The sequence below is a fragment of the Nonlabens agnitus genome, from assembly GCF_002994045.1.
Taxonomy (GTDB): domain Bacteria; phylum Bacteroidota; class Bacteroidia; order Flavobacteriales; family Flavobacteriaceae; genus Nonlabens; species Nonlabens agnitus.
Window position 1 is genome coordinate 935,931 of sequence record NZ_MQUC01000003.1, and the last position, 16,085, is coordinate 952,015.

The window sequence follows — 16,085 nt, forward strand, 5'->3', positions numbered from 1 at the left end:
CTAGGGAATGGTTGAAGTAAAGTTTTTTGCTTTCCTGCCGTTAGGGCAAAGCAAGTTTAAAATCTGACGATTTATAATTACCTACAATTTATTCTCGATAATACTTTCCACCACTTCTGGGTTCAATAATGTTGAGATATCTCCCAGATCCTTTAGCTCGCCTGCAGCCACCTTACGCAGTATGCGGCGCATGATTTTACCAGATCGGGTTTTGGGTAGGCCAGTGGTGAATTGGATCTTCTCCAATTTTGCAATAGGTCCAATGCGCTCTGCAATCAATTGGTTGATTTCATTGCGCAGGTTGGTAGTGTCACGGGTTTCTCCAGCTTCTTTAAGAATGACAAAACCATACAGTGAGTTGCCTTTCACATCGTGCGGATATCCAACTATAGCACTTTCGGCGACGGCTGGATGCTCATTGATGGCATCTTCAATAGGTGCAGTTCCTAGATTATGACCAGACACAATAATAACGTCATCAACACGACCGGTGATTCTATAGTAACCAGTGGCATCGCGCAAAGCACCATCGCCGGTAAAATAATACCCAGGAAATGTGTCAAAATAGGTCGCTCGATAACGCTCATGATTGCCCCAAATGCTGCGTGCAATTCCTGGCCATGGGAACTTAATGGTCAATCGACCATGGACTTGATTGCCCTTAATCTCCTTACCATTTTCATCCATTAAGGCGATCTGTATTCCAGGTAACGGTAAGGTCGCAAAGGTAGGAACCGTAGGCGTTGCAAAAGGAATAGGACTGATCATGATACCGCCGTTTTCCGTCTGGAACCAAGTATCCACTACAGGACAATTTTTGTGACCTATATTTTCATTATACCAGTGCCAAGCCTCTTCATTTATAGGCTCGCCTACGGTGCCTAGTACCTTAAGCGAACTCAAATCATTTTGTTGGGTGTAGCTCAGTTTCTCTTTGGCCAGTGCTCGTATAGCCGTTGGCGCCGTATAAAACTGATTGACTTTATGCTTTTCAACAACTTGCCAGAATCTACTATGGTCTGGATAGCTGGGAATTCCTTCAAAGAGTACGCTGGTCGCACCGTTTGCAAGTGGTCCATAAACAATATAACTATGACCAGTAATCCAACCTATGTCTGCGCTACACCAATACACATCATGCTCTCTATACTGAAATACATTTTTGAACGTATAGGCGGCATAAATCATATAACCTGCCGTGGTGTGTAACATACCTTTAGGTTGACCGGTAGAACCAGAAGTGTATAGAATAAATAAAGGGTCTTCAGCTTCCATTATTACTGGATCAAATTGGTCAGAAGCCTTTTCCAGTAACGGTTCCAGCCATTGATCACGACCATCCTCCATATGTATATCAGATTTGATGCGCTTCACCACAAGTACGGATTCAATAGTAGGTGTGTCTTTGAGCGCTTCATCAGCAATACCTTTTAAGTCGATGGTTTTGGCGCCGCGATAGGAGCCATCGCTGGTAATGAGTAGCTTGCATCCTGCATCATTTATCCTGCTGCGTAGAGCCGTGCTGGAGAATCCCGCAAAAACAATGGAGTGAATGGCACCTATACGAGCGCAAGCCAGCATGGCGACAGCAAGCTGTGGTATCATAGGTAAATAAATACAAACACGATCACCGCGTTTTATACCTTGATCCTTGAGGACATTAGCAAACTTGCAAACGCGCTTGTGTAAGCTTTTATAAGTGATGTGCTCTGCCGGCTCACTAGGGTCATTCGGTTCAAAAATGATGGCTGTTTGATCACCTCGAGTGTAAAGGTGTCGATCCAGACAGTTCTCTGTAATGTTAAGTTGGGCGCCTTGAAACCATTTTACTTCGGGTTTGGTGAAATCCCATTCCAGCACTTTGTCCCAGCGCTTGCGCCAGACAAAATTCTCTTCGGCGATTTCTTCCCAGAATTGTTCGGGATGATGGACGCTCTTGCGATATACTTGAAAATATTCTTCTAATCCCTTGATGTGGTAATTACTCATGAGCACAGCTTTAAGTACTCTAAAGTAAAAAATAAACGATAGACTAAATCACAAGACTTTGACAAGTAGCAGTTGAATTTTATAGTATCAAAGATTTAAACGGAAATCAAATTCTCACATTAATTTCCTACCGTGAAGTTTAATCAGCTTTTCAAGAGATTGCGATTCCTGTTTCGAGCGGCAGTCGAGAAAAGGAATTTGTAGAAAATTATATTAGGAGCTAAAACCATATCTCGACTGTCGCTCGATACTGGTTTTAAATTTTTAAAAGCCAGACCTCTCTTCAAATTCGAAACGAGAAACGTTACTAGACTGCTGATTGATTCAGATTTTTTAATTTGAGATGGATAAAAACCAGATTAAGCGCCATTTATAGGGTCGTGTAAGTTTTCAAAAATCCCTAAGAGACTGTAATTCCTGTTTCGAGCGGTAGTCGAGAAAAGGAATTTTTTAGAAACTATCAATGGAATAAGAACCATATCTCGACTGCCGCTCGATACTGGTTTTAAATTCTCAAAAGCTAGGCCTCTCTTCAAATTCGGAACGAGAAAAGGAATTTGTAGCAAATTATCCTAGGAACCGAAACCATATCTCGACTGACGCTCGATACTTGTTCTAAACGATTCAAAGACTAATATTATAACAAAATAGGAACAAAAATCATATCTCGACTGCTGTTCGATACGGGTATTCTGAATAGAATTTAGATATATGCCTGCTCGAGCGTAGTCGAAAGTTATTTAATAACGGAATCAATTATCAATAATGAAACTGATATAATAATTATGAAATTAAATTGTAATTAGAGTATTTCTAAAAACGAATTTCTAATTTACCACATTACCACATTACCACATTACCACATTACCACATTACCACATTACCACATTACCACATTACCACATTACCCTAATACCTCGTTGAGTAATGCCGCCAGTCTGATGCCTCCTTTTTGCAATTGGTTGCGAACGGTATCAAAGTAGTCATACATATAGCGATAGCCTAGTTTTTCACCTACTTCAGTATTGGCATAAATATCTTTGACCAGAATGCGACTGTCCTTCATCCAGTCACGGTGCGTGCCGCTGGCGATCGTTTTGCGTTCTTCTTTACTTAGTCGGTCTGCATTATCGGCCAATTCTGTGTAGGACATGCCGTAACTCTCAATCATTTTAGTATCCCAAACGCTGTGCAAGTTGGTTCCATCGTTGTACCAACGCACCTGGAAATCGTTACCGCCTTTATCTTCACTTATCCCTACATGCATAGGTTGGTGCAGGTCGCCTACAAAGTGGATGAGCATGCGCAAGTGAAAAGCCTTGTCTTCTTTTGTAGTTGTTTCTGATTGTAGAACACTAATGCATTTGTCAATACCTTGAATCACATCGCCTTGATCGTTATGTTCATGGGTTTCATAGGTTTTGTCAAAAGGGACATTTACATAATGCCAAGGCCCATAGGAACGATAGGCGTCATCACTTTTGATCTCATCAGCATAAGTGGAGGCAAAGGCCAGCGATTCTCCATCTAACAGTTCAGCGATGGCTTTTTTAGCTTTTTTGTTCAAGTATTTTTCAGCGATGGCGCCTGTGACTCTATGACCGGTTTTTCCCCAATCATCTGCCTTTACCTGCACGGAAAGTAATAGCAACCCTACCAAAACCAAATATTTCATAACTCTCAAATTTTCTCGCAATTTAAATCTTATTGTAACGCCTTCACGTTACGTTATCATTAATAATCCACAGGTTTATGAAGTGATTGATGGTGGTTGGTTTTAGTGACGCTTTCGCGCCTGCCTGCCGGACAGGCAGGAAAGCGAACTCTTCCAAACATCCATCATGCAGCCTTAGGCTTCTTGCGTGGATCAAAGCACATCAACAACATCTTGTAAAGTTCTGGATGTTTGCGCTTCATGAGTTTGGGTCTGGAGAAAAAGTACTCTGAAGCCACGGCAAAAAACTCGGCTTGATTGGTGCCGCCGTATTTCCTGATATCTGATTTATTGCGGTCGATTGACTCCATTTCCTTGTGCATCAAGTTGATCCAGGGCAAGACGTAAGATTTTTCCAGCAGGCGCTCTGGAACGCCATCTGTCTCGCCATCTACCTTGTCGATCAAATGCACAAACTCGTGAATGCCCGTATTGTGTTTGTCGCTGTTGTTCTCAAAACCGTGGTGTAGGGAAGACCTGGACAGGATCATCTGGTTCTCATAACGGCCATTGCCCACCATGCCACCTATCATGCGATCTGGATGCTCCTGGTCAAAATTCATGTCTTCATTAAAATTATCTGGATACAACACGACACCGGTCAAATTTTCATAATGCCATTCCTTGAACTTGAAAACTGGTATGACGGCGCTTGCGGCCACGAGAACGGTATCCAATTCTTCCAGCTCAAAGCCTACGGCTTCTACATAAGTTTCTTCCAGAAACAGCATCATGCGATTACGGAATCTCTTTTGGGCAATAGCGCTCAATTCCTTGTAGAATATCACGTGCTCCAGCAGCAGTTTATGCCAGGATTCTGGATGGGTAGTGGTTCTAGGATCTGGTGCTCTAAAAACGAAAAAATAGAGTGCCGCACCAGCGAGCAGCAGTAAAGGCAGAATGTATAACACGAGCTTGTTTTAGCATCAAAAATACCAGGCTGGTCTGCGTGTTTGTCTTAAGGTTTTATGAATTAAGATTTCCCAATGTATCCTGCTCGATTTTCTTGCGCTGCGCATCGCGTTGTTTTTGAAAACCGTTCAAAAAATTACGCAGATATTGATCATTAAGCGGCATGTATTTGGGATGTTTGGGGTTTCTAAAAAATGCGCTAAGCTCTGTGGCGCTTACTTTTTGACCACCCAATTTCATCAAATAAACCATCTCGTCAGACTTGAAGTTGAAAGCGATTTTGAGCTTTCTTAAAATGATATTGTTGTCTAAGACAACTTCGGCCACTGGAGTCTGTCCATCTTTTTTGCCTCGATAGTTCACGATCACACCGTTGAGGAATGTGGCAAGGTTCTCATCGATGACTACATCAAAGGCTTCATCTTCTTCCTTTTTGAGCCAGTCGCTTACTTCTGCTCTGGAAACAGGTTCACCACCTTTAGCATACATATCCATCATCGCATCGTCGCTCAAGTTCAAGATGTAGCGCAGCCGGCGTAAGATGTCATTGTTGTCCATGAAGATTTTTTATATGAGAGGACAAAGATAGGATTTCGCTTTCGCGAAAGCGAACTTTTTCAACATCACATCAATGTGCCAAAGTTGGGGTAACTTCTTCAATCTGTTTAAGACTATCACGATTAAGGGTTATTAAGTTTCATGTTATCAATTAAGGCGAGAACAATAGTCATCGGTCGCGGTCCTTTTTCTTATAACATAAGTTTAGCAAGTGCTCATGCTGTCGATCTGTACATTTGTATCGCGCACGATATAAATTCTAAACGCGAGATTAAATCGATTTATGACAGATCAAAAACCACATACCGATGCACTCAAACTGAGCAATCAAATGTGTTTTCCTATCTACTCAGTTTCTAGGTTGATTACTAAAGCTTACAAGCCCTATCTTGATAAAATGGGGATGACTTATCCTCAATATCTGGTTATGTTGGTGCTTTGGGAACAAGATCAAGTGTCCGTGAATTATATATCAGAAAAGTTGTTGCTCAATACCAATACTTTATCACCGCTGTTGCAACGTATCGAAAATCAGGGATGGATCGATCGCAACCGCTGTAAGGATGATGAACGCAGCGTGATCATTTGCTTATCAGAAAAAGGAAAAGAGCTTAAGGAAACTGCTGCTAGCATCCCTAATGAGATGCTGGAGTTGCTCATGACAGAGAACGTTACACTATCTGAAATCAAGCATTTGAAGAATATTCTGGACAGCTGGATGGATGCGCTTACCTCTAAAGAAGAACATAATAATAGAAAACAATAAAATGAATTTAATAGAAAATTTGAAGTGGCGTTATGCTGCTAAAGCCATGAATGGCGAGAAAGTATCCCAAGATAAAATTGACCGTATACTGGAAGCAGTACGCCTGGCACCTACCTCTAGCGGACTGCAACCTTTTGAGGTGATGGTCATTACCAATCAAGAGATCAAGGAAAAGATCAAGCCTGTCGCGTGGAATCAATCCACCGTGACCGACTGTTCTCATCTATTGGTTTTTGCCGCTTGGGATACATACACCAAAGAGCGTATCAACCACATGTTTGATTTGACCAATGAGATACGCGGTTTTAAAAATGAAGGTTGGGAAAACTACCGTCAACAATTGTTGAACTCATATCCACAAAAGGATGCTGAGGAGAATTTCAACCATGCAGCAAAACAAGCGTATATAGGCCTAGCTCATGCTTTGATGGCAGCTGCAGAGGAGAAAGTGGATTCTGTACCTATGGAAGGTTTTGATGCAGATGCAGTGGACAAGATCCTAGGTTTGAGAGAAAAAGGATTGCGCAGTGCGGTTCTGCTTCCTATAGGCTATCGAGAAGCTTCAGAGGACTGGTTGTCTGATCTAATCAAGGTGAGAAAACCTATGGAAGAACTGGTTACCGTCATTGATTAAATGAATTGATTTAGAAAATACCGCTACGATTTAAGCGGACTTAATTAGAAATTTAAAAACAAGATCATGAAAGTATTATTTGTATTGACATCACACGATAAGTTAGGTGACACAGGAAAAAAAACTGGTTTCTGGGTAGAGGAGTTTGCTGGACCGTATTACACATTAAAAGATAAAGGCGTTGAGATCACGCTTGCAACTCCTAAAGGAGGAAAGGCACCTATCGACCCTAGTAGTGATACGGAAGATGCTTCTACAGAATCAACGGAGCGTTTTCACAACGATAAAGAAGCACAGGAAAGAATCAACACCACTCATAAATTGAGCGATGTAAACGCGTCAGATTATGATGCGGTGTTCTATCCAGGTGGTCATGGACCATTGTGGGATCTTGCTAATGATGCGACTTCCATCAAATTGATTGAGACCTTTAACGAGCAGGAAAAGCCGGTAGCCTTTGTTTGTCACGCTCCAGCAGCCTTGAAAAATGTGAAGGGAACTGATGGCGAACCTTTAGTAAAAGGTAAAAAAGTCACTGGATTCACCAATTCTGAAGAGAAAGCGGTGGAATTGGTAGATGTAGTTCCTTTTCTAGTAGAGGATATGTTGAAAGAAAATGGAGGTATCTATTCTAAAGGCGATGACTGGTCAGAATATGCATTGCAGGACGGTCGTTTGATTACAGGTCAAAACCCAGCATCCTCTAAGAAAGTGGCAGAGATGCTATACGATTTAGTGAAGTAAATTTAAACCCATCTGAACAAAGCCCATACGATAACGTATGGGCTTTTTTATTATAGTCAAGTTATCAAGTGAGATGTAGATGATAATAGCGCTCTAGCGCCTGCCTGCCGAATAGGCAGGAAAGTGATCTCATGTTCAAAATTCAAATATGGAATAATTCGGCGATGCTTTCCAGCAAACTAATCGCTGGTGAAGTGGCGAGGCATTCCTTGCAGTCGGCATAGGTAAAAAGACAATCGATCGTATCTGTGAGCATATGAAACAACAAACCGATGCCTATAAGTCGCAATGGGCCTTTAAAGAATAGAAGTACAACGTATAAAATCATGGCGTAGTAGGTATGTAGCAAGTGAAAATTGATGCTGCATCGATCTGCCTGAAAAATGGGATCAGCTAGCAGGTGATCCAGATCTACGATCATGGTAGCCAGTAGTATCAAAAAAGCTTTCTTCCATTGGGATCTAAAAAAGACATGGGCGATCACCAACGGCGCTCCAAAGTGCAAGAAGTAATGGACAAAGGTTTGCATGTGTCGCTCGTCTTAATTACGGCTAATGTAGTGCTTTGATTCCTTAGAAAGACACGAAGTCACCGATGCAGTGTTTTGAAAAACTAGTCCAGATCTTCAACCGCCAGAACCTCACCATACGTGGTTACCCAAGAACCATTGTCAAATTCAATGATGCCGTAATCGCTATGGTAAAAAGCCGTTCCCAACCATGTCGTTTTTTCAATCCCGACGACATAATCTGGTAGGCAAATAACATTACCATCTTGCTCGACCTCGGTATATCCTTCATCACAAGGCGTAGAATCGCAGGACATGACTAAGGTTACGGAAACAAGTAAAAGTGCTGTTTTGAAGTAGTTGTGTAACATAAAATGTAAAAAGGCAGCAAATCTAAGGCTCAATATCGAAAATGAAAACTTAGCTGGCGCGACATTTTTCATAGATAATCATGAGATCATGACGCAAAGTTTCAGTTGAAAGGGAAAAATCTATGAAGCATTTTTTGGTTAGGTCCTTTCAAAAGTAAAAATTCTTGCTCCTTTGGTTTTGACATAAAAAAACCACTCTTTGATGGCTACCAAGGTTAAGGTAACTACCAAAGAATGGATGTGCTGTAATGCTAGAGGTTATTGCGTTTTCGCTTTAAGCGAAAGGTGCATAATCACGGCCTTCGTGCTGTATGGAAACCCATTGTAACCTGGTAAATTCTTCAAGGATGAACTCACCGTTGAAACGGCCTACACCAGAACCTTTCTCGCCACCAAATGGCACATTGGGCTCATCATTGACGGTCTGATCATTGATGTGAATCATGCCAGTTTCTACCTTTCTGGCAAAGGCAACTCCTTTCTCAATGTCTTTAGTGTGCAGCGCTCCACTCAATCCAAAGTCCTTGCTATTGGCTATTTTGAGGGCATCTTCTTCCTTCTTGAAGCGAATGATGGCAGCAACCGGGCCAAAAATTTCGTTAGCAGCAATAGGCATATCGTCCGTCACATGATCCAAAATGGTAGGATGCATTAAAGTCCCTTCAACTTTGCCGTCCAAAACAAGTTTGGCGCCAGCGTCGATACTCTTCTTTAAATCTTCCTGGATGCGCTCTACTTGATCGGTATCGATAAGTGGACCTACGGTAACTTTTTGGTCAGATGGATCGCCAGCCTTGAGCTTTTTGGCTTTTTTGACAAACAGATCCACGAACTCATCGGCAATATCTTCATGCACGACTATACGGTTGATGGACATACATATCTGACCTTGGTGCATGAATTTTCCAAAAAGTGCGGCATCGACGGCTTTTTCTACATCTGCATCCTTCATGACGATAAATACATTATTGCCTCCCAATTCCAATGCTACTTTTTTGAGCGCCTCACCAGCGATTTTCCCGATGTTGCGACCTACAGGAGTTGATCCCGTAAATGAAATCAATTGCGGCGTTTCATGAGCCACGAAGTAATCACCAATTTCAGACCCTTTACCAACGACGACGTTACAAACGCCTTTAGGCAATCCAGCTTCTTCAAAAAGCTTAGCGATCAATATGGCGCCAGTCACTGGAGTTTGTGATGCGGGTTTAAGTACTAGCGTATTTCCCAATGCTATAGCGGTGACGACAGATCTTATGGAAAGATTCATAGGGAAATTCCATGGGCTTATGATTCCCATGACGCCTATGGGTCTGCGATATACACGGTTTTCCTTTCCTGGAATGGAAGAGTGCATTATAAAGCCATGCGATCGAGTAGGGAATGAGGCAGCTTCTTTGATGATGGCTTGGCAAATCTGTATTTCTACAGCTGCTTTGACCGTGGTGCTACCAGCTTCTTTGATCAACCATTCCATGATCTTTTCCTTATTCTTTTCCAGCACCTCGCTAAACTTCATAACGATTTTGGACCGTTCTTGTGGTAAAGCGTTGGCCCAAGAAGTAGACGCGTCTTTTGCGGCTTTATAGGCCTTATCTACATCACTTTTTGAAGCTGCTTTTATTTCTTGCAGTTTCTCTTGATTGTAGGGATTTTTATTGATGATCACGTCATCGTCGCTACCGTCGACCCATGATCCATTGATATATTGTTTATTTAAGTTTTTTGAGAAATCCATGAGGAGTTTTTAAAAGGTTAGAATAGGTTTGATGGTATTGCCGGCTTCCATTTGTTCGATAGCATGGTTGATGTCTTCAAAATCAAATTTGGTTACCAATTTGTCGAATGGGAACTGGCCATTCTGGTAATATTCTATCAAGCGAGGTATGAATACATCTGGAATACTGTCGCCTTCTACGACACCAATGATTTGTTTACCCCAAACCAACACCTCATTCACATCAATAGGAGCTGTTTCGCCCATAGGTGGTGCGCCTACAACGGCTACTTTACCTTTCCAGCGCAGAGCGCTTACCGCTTGGGCAAGTACGGCAGGAATTCCGGAAGTCTCTGCGGCATAATCCACACCTTGAGCAGTAAGTTCCTTGATTTTTTCAACCACATTTTCTTTTTGGTCACTGTTGACCGTATGCGTCGCGCCTAATTCCTTGGCAAGTTTCAAACGGTCTGCATTGATATCTACGGCGATGATGGTCTGGCAACCACAAATTTTTGCTGCCATGATGGCCGATAACCCTACAGATCCAGCTCCAAAAACGGCAATGGTACTTCCGGCGGTTGGCTTTAAAGAATTAATCACCGCACCTGATCCAGTTTGGATCCCGCAACCTAGTGGCCCTAACATTTCGATAGGAGCGTCTTTAGTTACTTTTACAACATTGCGTTCTGTGGCGATGGAGAATGTGGCAAATGAAGATTGCTGGAAAAACCGGCTATGCACTTCTTCTTTAGATTGATCGATGGCTTCTTCATCACTATCCAATCGTTCTCCGCCAAAATTAAGGTCGAAGAATTTCTCACAGTATTGCGGAGTTCCTTCTAGACACGTACGACAAGTACCGCAGGAACCGTAGGTGAGTACCACGTGATCTCCTTTTTGTACTTTTTTAACTTGGCTACCTACTTCTTTGACCACACCAGAACCTTCATGCCCTAAGATCATGGGTAATGGCACATCATAAGATTGGTCTCTGGCGGTTAAATCTGTATGACAAATCCCAGCGCCTTTGATCTCTACGAGCACTTCGTTCGGTTGTAAGTCCTTTAATTTAAGGGACTTCATATTGAACTTCCCTTCTTTCTGTTCGACGACAGCGGCTTTAATATCTTTCATGAGGCTTCTTTTTTCTTAAAGTTAGAAAAGGAAGCACCGTAGAAGTCGTAAAGAAATCTTATAATTTGTTGACTGTTGAAGGTATTTCTCAGACTTGGAGCAGCTAGCGAAGCGGACTAAAAATTACTTCGTATCATTATTCACTTCAATCCAATACCCATCAGGATCCTGAAAGTAGACTTGTTGAATGCCATCGTTACGGACATAATCTTTGTTGATCGAGCCTGGCCAGTCTGAATAGTCAATTTTAAGGGTTTTAATGTGCTTTATAAAAGAGGTAATATTGTTTGTCGCTAATGCGAAATGAACTGCTTTTACCGTCTGGATCTGTGCTTCTGGCCTTGAGATCAAATGCAGTTGCTTTCCTTCGCCTAGAGAAAGCCATCTAGTGGAAGAATGAGAAGCTGTATTTTCAATTTCTTCCAATTGAAATACATTTTGATAAAATGAAATAGATTTCTGGACATCTCTTACGGCTATCGCGATGTGGTTGAAGGAGAAGTTGGGCATTTGTCAATAGCTTTTGAAATTTGTTTACCAAGAATTATACAAAGCCAGTCAAAATTCTGATTTGCTTTAACTGGAGTTACAGGAGTATTTCTCCTTGTTTATTTCTTTACGTATGCCGTGAGGATGCGACCTAACTTTATAAGTTCTTCATCAGAAAACCCGCAGTATTCAGGATCTGCAGCAATGGAAATAAGAACATTGCTGACTAATATTTCTAAAACCTTTTCATCACTATTATCGATAGAATCAGCCCCAATGAATGCATAGTCCCCTAAATCTTTCACAGAATTTAATTTTTTGTACATCATTTCGGCAGTTTTTTGATGACTTTGCTGAAAAGCTTGATTTGCCATTGCCACTTCATCAGGCGCAACCTCGCTATAATCTCTATATACCAAAGCAAATCTCAATTGTCCATCAGCTAACTCAAATTGACATCGGTTACCAAAATTGGACATTTCTCCAATTTTATATGCTGGAGTTTTTTCATCACTAAAACATAGACTAGAAAAGTCCATATTCTCTATAGTTGCTTTACAGTCTTGATTGAAGGTATATACTTTTGCGACCTCAGAACTTGAATTTTCTAGATCGTCTTCTGTATACTCTAGCAAGGAATCACTTTCCTGTTCCTTACTATTACCACAGGAGTAGGATAGTCCCAAGAGTATTATAGTTCCAATAATAATCACGCTTTTTTGCTGTATCAACTTTCTCATTCGCTATTCCTTTTAAACTTGGTTTCTTATCTGTAAATATACTCTTCGGGCGCTATGCACTCAAAATTTGTAATATTCAGTGGGCCAGAACTAGCAATCTTTTCTGGCCATTGTGACTAAACGTTCTTCTCGCCGCCTAATCCGTTACATTCTCGTTTAGAGATTTCATCGGGACAACAATGGTTTTTCCCCATAAATCTCCAATTCGTTGATTCATTTCTGTATTCTTGATGGTTACAATTCCTACTAAACCAAAAAAGAACATATCTACAGGGTCTAGTAGATGTCTTTTAAATGATTCTATAAAGGTCAGGTTACGGTTGACACCGCTTAGTGGAATTGCCTTTAACCCAACTAATGAATTTCCAATGGTACCACCTAAACCGCTTTCTAATCCAACAGTCATCGCCAGCCAGAAAAGCATAGGTATGAATGCCTGCGCGCCATCTAAGGAATAGCCGCCTTCATCATTGGGTTCTCCAATGGCAAAAATTAAAACGAATGTGACTGTGTAAATAATGAGGTAATCTATAAATCCAGCTAAAAATCGATTTCCAATATTTGGTTGAGTTTTGATAGGTTGCATAGTATTCTATGGAATGAGCAGTGATGGTCCTATATGTAGAAATTAGCGATGTATTTGCGGTTAAAAAGCTAGCCTAGTTTTTCTACTATCTTTTCTTTTCAATAAGCCAAATTAAAAAATTTGGCAGAATTTCAAATATGCCGTAACTGCATTTAGTCAACTAATTATATTTGAGCTATATACGTTGTCAGCACACGTTTTTTACGTTTTCTTTAACAAGGCTAAAAACGAATCGTATGATTTTTTAATCAGCAATGAATAACTCGTACTACCAAATGTGTAATAATAGACTTTTGCACCATCTTCGTATTTATAGCTAATATCATTCTTACTAAAAAACGATTCAATATCCGAATTATAATTATCTGTAATAATCATCGCAACGCTATTCCATTCTTTATCAATGGTGCAATAAACGCTTTTCGTATCATTATTTATATAACTCTCTCTTGTCGTTGTTAGCACATAATTATTTGACCGCATATTTTTTTCGAAATCACTTTGTGACATTTGCATTAACAAGTGAAGATTTCCAAAATCTGGTTTAATTATGTAACCGCCATCGAGATATGATTTTGAAAGAGATTTAGGAAGGTCTATATCTGCTCCATCATTTGAATATGAATTTCCGTAACTGCTACTGTTATAACTATTATAACTGTTGTAGTTTGACCTGGTTTCTAAAAGGTCATCGTAGTTTGCGGACATCACTTCATAAAGGCTTTCAGTTCTTTCTTTTTCGGATATTGCATCATCAAGTTCAGAATGCAGGTCATCTCTTTCACTTTCTAATTCATCAATTTTATCAGTTAAATCGTAATTTTCAGATTCAAGCCAAGATAATTTATTTTCATAATCTTGATATTTCCAATATCCGAATCCTGTAATTCCTAACAATAGGATAAGTAGGAAAACAGATAAAGATTTCCCATTTATGTTCAGTTGTTTTGCCATTAGCTAATCTTAATTGAATATTTATGTTTGAAGAAATAAACTAATAATAATACTACAATTAATATTGTGGGATATACTATATCCTTAATTAAACCTTGAAAATAGTAGGGTAGCTTGTCGGTATAATATCCATTGATTTTATAAGTTCCGTCGCTATGTCTTTTATATGCTTTTTGTCCACCTTCTATAATTACTTTGTTGCCGAAAGGTGTTGTAAATGAACCTCCAGAAAGTGTTAAAGTTGATATTTGTCCGCCATAACTTTGATAATGAAATTTTCCAAAATGTTCAATGCCAAAAGTCAATAGTATTGGCACAAAAATAATTAGCAATAAAGTCCGAATGTCATTTTTCTTAATTTCGATTTCCGTTTTGTTTTCCATATGTTGATTTAAATGTGTGCTAACGTTTAGTATATGATAAGTAGGCGATTTCGAAGCACTAAACTTTTGGTTAAGCACAAAGTTTGATACGAGCCAAAACCCTTGAATTTTTAAATGTTTCGCCTATTTTTTTAAACATTGTTGTAAAACGTTTTTTTGCTCAATATTTACCTATTGGGCTTACACCTTGTCTGTGAAATACACTTCCTGTTCTTCTGTAACGCATTTCCTTTCCTTTAACACATAAAACATAATTTCCATTACCTTTTTGTTCTGATACACTTGTTACTTTTATTTTATCGACAGAACATCCATTATCGACTGCGACGTGTTTTTTTAAATCTTCTACTTGAGCGTCGAATTTTTTAAGCCAACCTTGAATTTTTCTATCAACTTCTGGCTCTTCAAAATCAGCAGGTAAATTACAAACTGGGTAATTTTCCTCAGTCTTTGTTGTCGTTGGTTCTAAATCTATAAATGACCAAGTTTTATCCTCGTTTAGAACTACACGGCGACCATCTTCAGTCTTCGCAATTAGGGTCTGACCAATCGAAATGCTTGTTACAAGTAGGCACGTTAAGATTAAAAATACTTTTTTCATAGTTATGGATTTAAATTGATTGTTTAGTCTTTGTAAAGTTTATAATTATTTGGAATTTCTATGTTGACAATATTTTTTTCGTGATTTAAAAAAGTAATATTTTGGTTTTTCAGGTCTATTATTTCAATTGGTTTTGATTTTAGTTTAAAACCAATTCTTTGATTTACTTGTTGGCTGTTTATCTGTTCTGGAAACACATCGTATAGAGAATAATAATCCATAGTAATTGGATTGTCTTTTTTAAACAAGTTTAAATCGGATGCAGACATAACCTTTTTGAGATAATCAATTGTTGAAACGTGCGTTTGTTTTATTTTTGATAACGTCTGTTCAGAAATATAATCATTCTCGAAAAGTCCGCTTATCTTTCCATCATATTCAAATACGAAATGTGCTTTGGTCATAGGTTTGTTTTTTTTTTTCAAAATGTTTTAAACGGTCTCATATAACCGTCAGTTACGGGCTAATATGCGTTAATTTCGGTTTAGCACTGACGTTAGCAATTCCGAGTGGATTCGGAGGTAGTCGAATCCGCCGTAATTGCGGTTATACATTGTTAGCAAAAGTTTTTATTCTTCATTTAAAAAGTCAGTCACAATATTATTTTTATCAGATTCCATTTCACAAGTCCAACTGTCAATAAACCATCTTCCATTTTCATAATGTAGTTGGATACTATTCAGTCCTCTAATATTAGATTCCGTTTTTGGGTCAGTTCGTATTTCAAATGCACTCCAAACTTGTGCAATATTTCCATATTTGCTCACTTTTCTTTTAAGTTCCTTTTCGTAAAAATCCTCTTTTGGTGATAATCCGATTGGTATATATTCTGCTTCAAGAGTATGCGATTCTGCTTTTCCGTTTTCGTCTAATCTCGTTATAACAGCATTTTTTGAGTGAATATATTTATCCCGTTCAAATTCCCACGGTTCACTACTCGAACCAGAAACAACATCATAATATGCATTTATAATTGCATCTAATGATTCTACATCTTTTCTGTATTTTTCATCATTAGATTGTCCGAAAATGGAATTGCAAGCAAAAAATATGATAATTGATGACAGTATTATTTTATTCATCTCGGTTGGTTTTTAAATTTTTGCTAACTATTATATATCCGCAATTTACACAATTAAACCTCACAATCTACCTGTTTCCAGTAGTCTAGCTTTGAATTACCAACCGATGTCCAATACTCCTAGAAGTGCGGTTATCAGCATGTTTTTAGTTGAAGCTTTTACAATCGTTTGTGTCAAAACGTTTTTCTAGTGCGAATTTG

The 16,085-nt window shown here is 39.4% G+C and carries 19 protein-coding genes; 3 read left to right on the forward strand and 16 right to left on the reverse strand.

Going from position 1 to position 16,085, the window contains the following annotated elements; genetic code table 11:
• Positions 1–81 precede the first annotated feature (81 nt).
• The 4 genes from acs to BST86_RS04345 all read right to left on the reverse strand — a co-directional run bounded on the left by acs (position 82) and on the right by BST86_RS04345 (position 5,173).
• Positions 82–1,989 (reverse strand): acetate--CoA ligase, encoded by a 1,908-nt coding sequence (gene acs / locus BST86_RS04330; RefSeq protein WP_105982197.1) that lies wholly within the window; start codon positions 1,987–1,989, stop codon positions 82–84.
• A gap of 904 nt (positions 1,990–2,893) precedes the next feature.
• On the reverse strand, positions 2,894–3,664 hold the full coding sequence (locus BST86_RS04335; protein ID WP_105982198.1) for a S1/P1 nuclease: 771 nt from the start codon (positions 3,662–3,664) through the stop codon (positions 2,894–2,896).
• Positions 3,665–3,828: 164 nt separating this feature from the next.
• Complete coding sequence (locus BST86_RS04340) at positions 3,829–4,614, reverse strand: M90 family metallopeptidase (protein WP_105982199.1); 786 nt, start codon at positions 4,612–4,614, stop codon at positions 3,829–3,831.
• 55 nt (positions 4,615–4,669) lie between these two features.
• Positions 4,670–5,173, reverse strand: a complete 504-nt coding sequence (locus BST86_RS04345) for a YehS family protein (protein WP_055412641.1) — start codon at positions 5,171–5,173, stop codon at positions 4,670–4,672.
• Between the two features lie 283 nt (positions 5,174–5,456).
• Between BST86_RS04345 and BST86_RS04350 the strand changes: the two genes are divergently transcribed.
• From BST86_RS04350 to BST86_RS04360, 3 genes are all read left to right on the forward strand, one after another.
• Positions 5,457–5,939 carry a MarR family winged helix-turn-helix transcriptional regulator gene (locus tag BST86_RS04350; RefSeq protein WP_105982200.1) on the forward strand — a complete coding sequence of 161 codons (483 nt, stop codon included), beginning with the start codon at positions 5,457–5,459 and terminating at the stop codon, positions 5,937–5,939.
• 1 nt (position 5,940) lies between these two features.
• Positions 5,941–6,573: an NAD(P)H-dependent oxidoreductase gene (locus BST86_RS04355; protein WP_105982201.1), complete on the forward strand. Its 633-nt coding sequence runs from the start codon at positions 5,941–5,943 to the stop codon at positions 6,571–6,573.
• A 66-nt stretch (positions 6,574–6,639) separates the two neighbouring features.
• Entirely contained in the window at positions 6,640–7,317 is a 678-nt protein-coding gene (locus tag BST86_RS04360; RefSeq protein WP_105982202.1) for a type 1 glutamine amidotransferase domain-containing protein, read from the forward strand.
• 142 nt (positions 7,318–7,459) lie between these two features.
• Here BST86_RS04360 and BST86_RS04365 read toward each other — a convergent pair whose 3' ends face one another.
• From BST86_RS04365 to BST86_RS04420, 12 genes are all read right to left on the reverse strand, one after another.
• Entirely contained in the window at positions 7,460–7,846 is a 387-nt protein-coding gene (locus BST86_RS04365; RefSeq protein WP_105982203.1) for a DUF6122 family protein, read from the reverse strand.
• 83 nt (positions 7,847–7,929) lie between these two features.
• The gene (locus BST86_RS14745; RefSeq protein WP_172443313.1) at positions 7,930–8,196 is read right to left on the reverse strand and encodes a hypothetical protein; all 267 of its coding nucleotides are present in this window, start codon (positions 8,194–8,196) and stop codon (positions 7,930–7,932) included.
• A gap of 274 nt (positions 8,197–8,470) precedes the next feature.
• On the reverse strand, positions 8,471–9,934 hold the full coding sequence (locus tag BST86_RS04375; RefSeq protein ID WP_105982205.1) for an aldehyde dehydrogenase family protein: 1,464 nt from the start codon (positions 9,932–9,934) through the stop codon (positions 8,471–8,473).
• A gap of 9 nt (positions 9,935–9,943) precedes the next feature.
• A complete protein-coding gene (locus tag BST86_RS04380; RefSeq protein WP_105982206.1) occupies positions 9,944–11,050 on the reverse strand; it encodes an NAD(P)-dependent alcohol dehydrogenase in 1,107 nt (368 codons plus the stop codon).
• A 123-nt stretch (positions 11,051–11,173) separates the two neighbouring features.
• Positions 11,174–11,560: a VOC family protein gene (locus tag BST86_RS04385; protein WP_105982207.1), complete on the reverse strand. Its 387-nt coding sequence runs from the start codon at positions 11,558–11,560 to the stop codon at positions 11,174–11,176.
• Positions 11,561–11,658: 98 nt separating this feature from the next.
• Positions 11,659–12,279, reverse strand: coding sequence for a hypothetical protein (locus BST86_RS04390; RefSeq protein ID WP_105982208.1), 621 nt, complete (start codon positions 12,277–12,279; stop codon positions 11,659–11,661).
• A 136-nt stretch (positions 12,280–12,415) separates the two neighbouring features.
• Entirely contained in the window at positions 12,416–12,865 is a 450-nt protein-coding gene (locus tag BST86_RS04395) for an RDD family protein (protein WP_105982209.1), read from the reverse strand.
• A gap of 201 nt (positions 12,866–13,066) precedes the next feature.
• The gene (locus BST86_RS04400) at positions 13,067–13,819 is read right to left on the reverse strand and encodes a hypothetical protein (RefSeq protein ID WP_105982210.1); all 753 of its coding nucleotides are present in this window, start codon (positions 13,817–13,819) and stop codon (positions 13,067–13,069) included.
• Entirely contained in the window at positions 13,819–14,202 is a 384-nt protein-coding gene (locus tag BST86_RS04405) for a hypothetical protein (protein ID WP_105982211.1), read from the reverse strand. The genes BST86_RS04400 and BST86_RS04405 overlap by 1 nt, the downstream gene beginning before the upstream one ends.
• A 160-nt stretch (positions 14,203–14,362) precedes the next feature.
• Positions 14,363–14,803 carry a DUF3157 domain-containing protein gene (locus tag BST86_RS04410; protein WP_105982212.1) on the reverse strand — a complete coding sequence of 147 codons (441 nt, stop codon included), beginning with the start codon at positions 14,801–14,803 and terminating at the stop codon, positions 14,363–14,365.
• 23 nt (positions 14,804–14,826) lie between these two features.
• On the reverse strand, positions 14,827–15,207 hold the full coding sequence (locus BST86_RS04415) for an FHA domain-containing protein (protein WP_105982213.1): 381 nt from the start codon (positions 15,205–15,207) through the stop codon (positions 14,827–14,829).
• A gap of 165 nt (positions 15,208–15,372) precedes the next feature.
• The gene (locus BST86_RS04420) at positions 15,373–15,885 is read right to left on the reverse strand and encodes a hypothetical protein (protein ID WP_105982214.1); all 513 of its coding nucleotides are present in this window, start codon (positions 15,883–15,885) and stop codon (positions 15,373–15,375) included.
• Between the last annotated feature and the right edge of the window lie 200 nt (positions 15,886–16,085).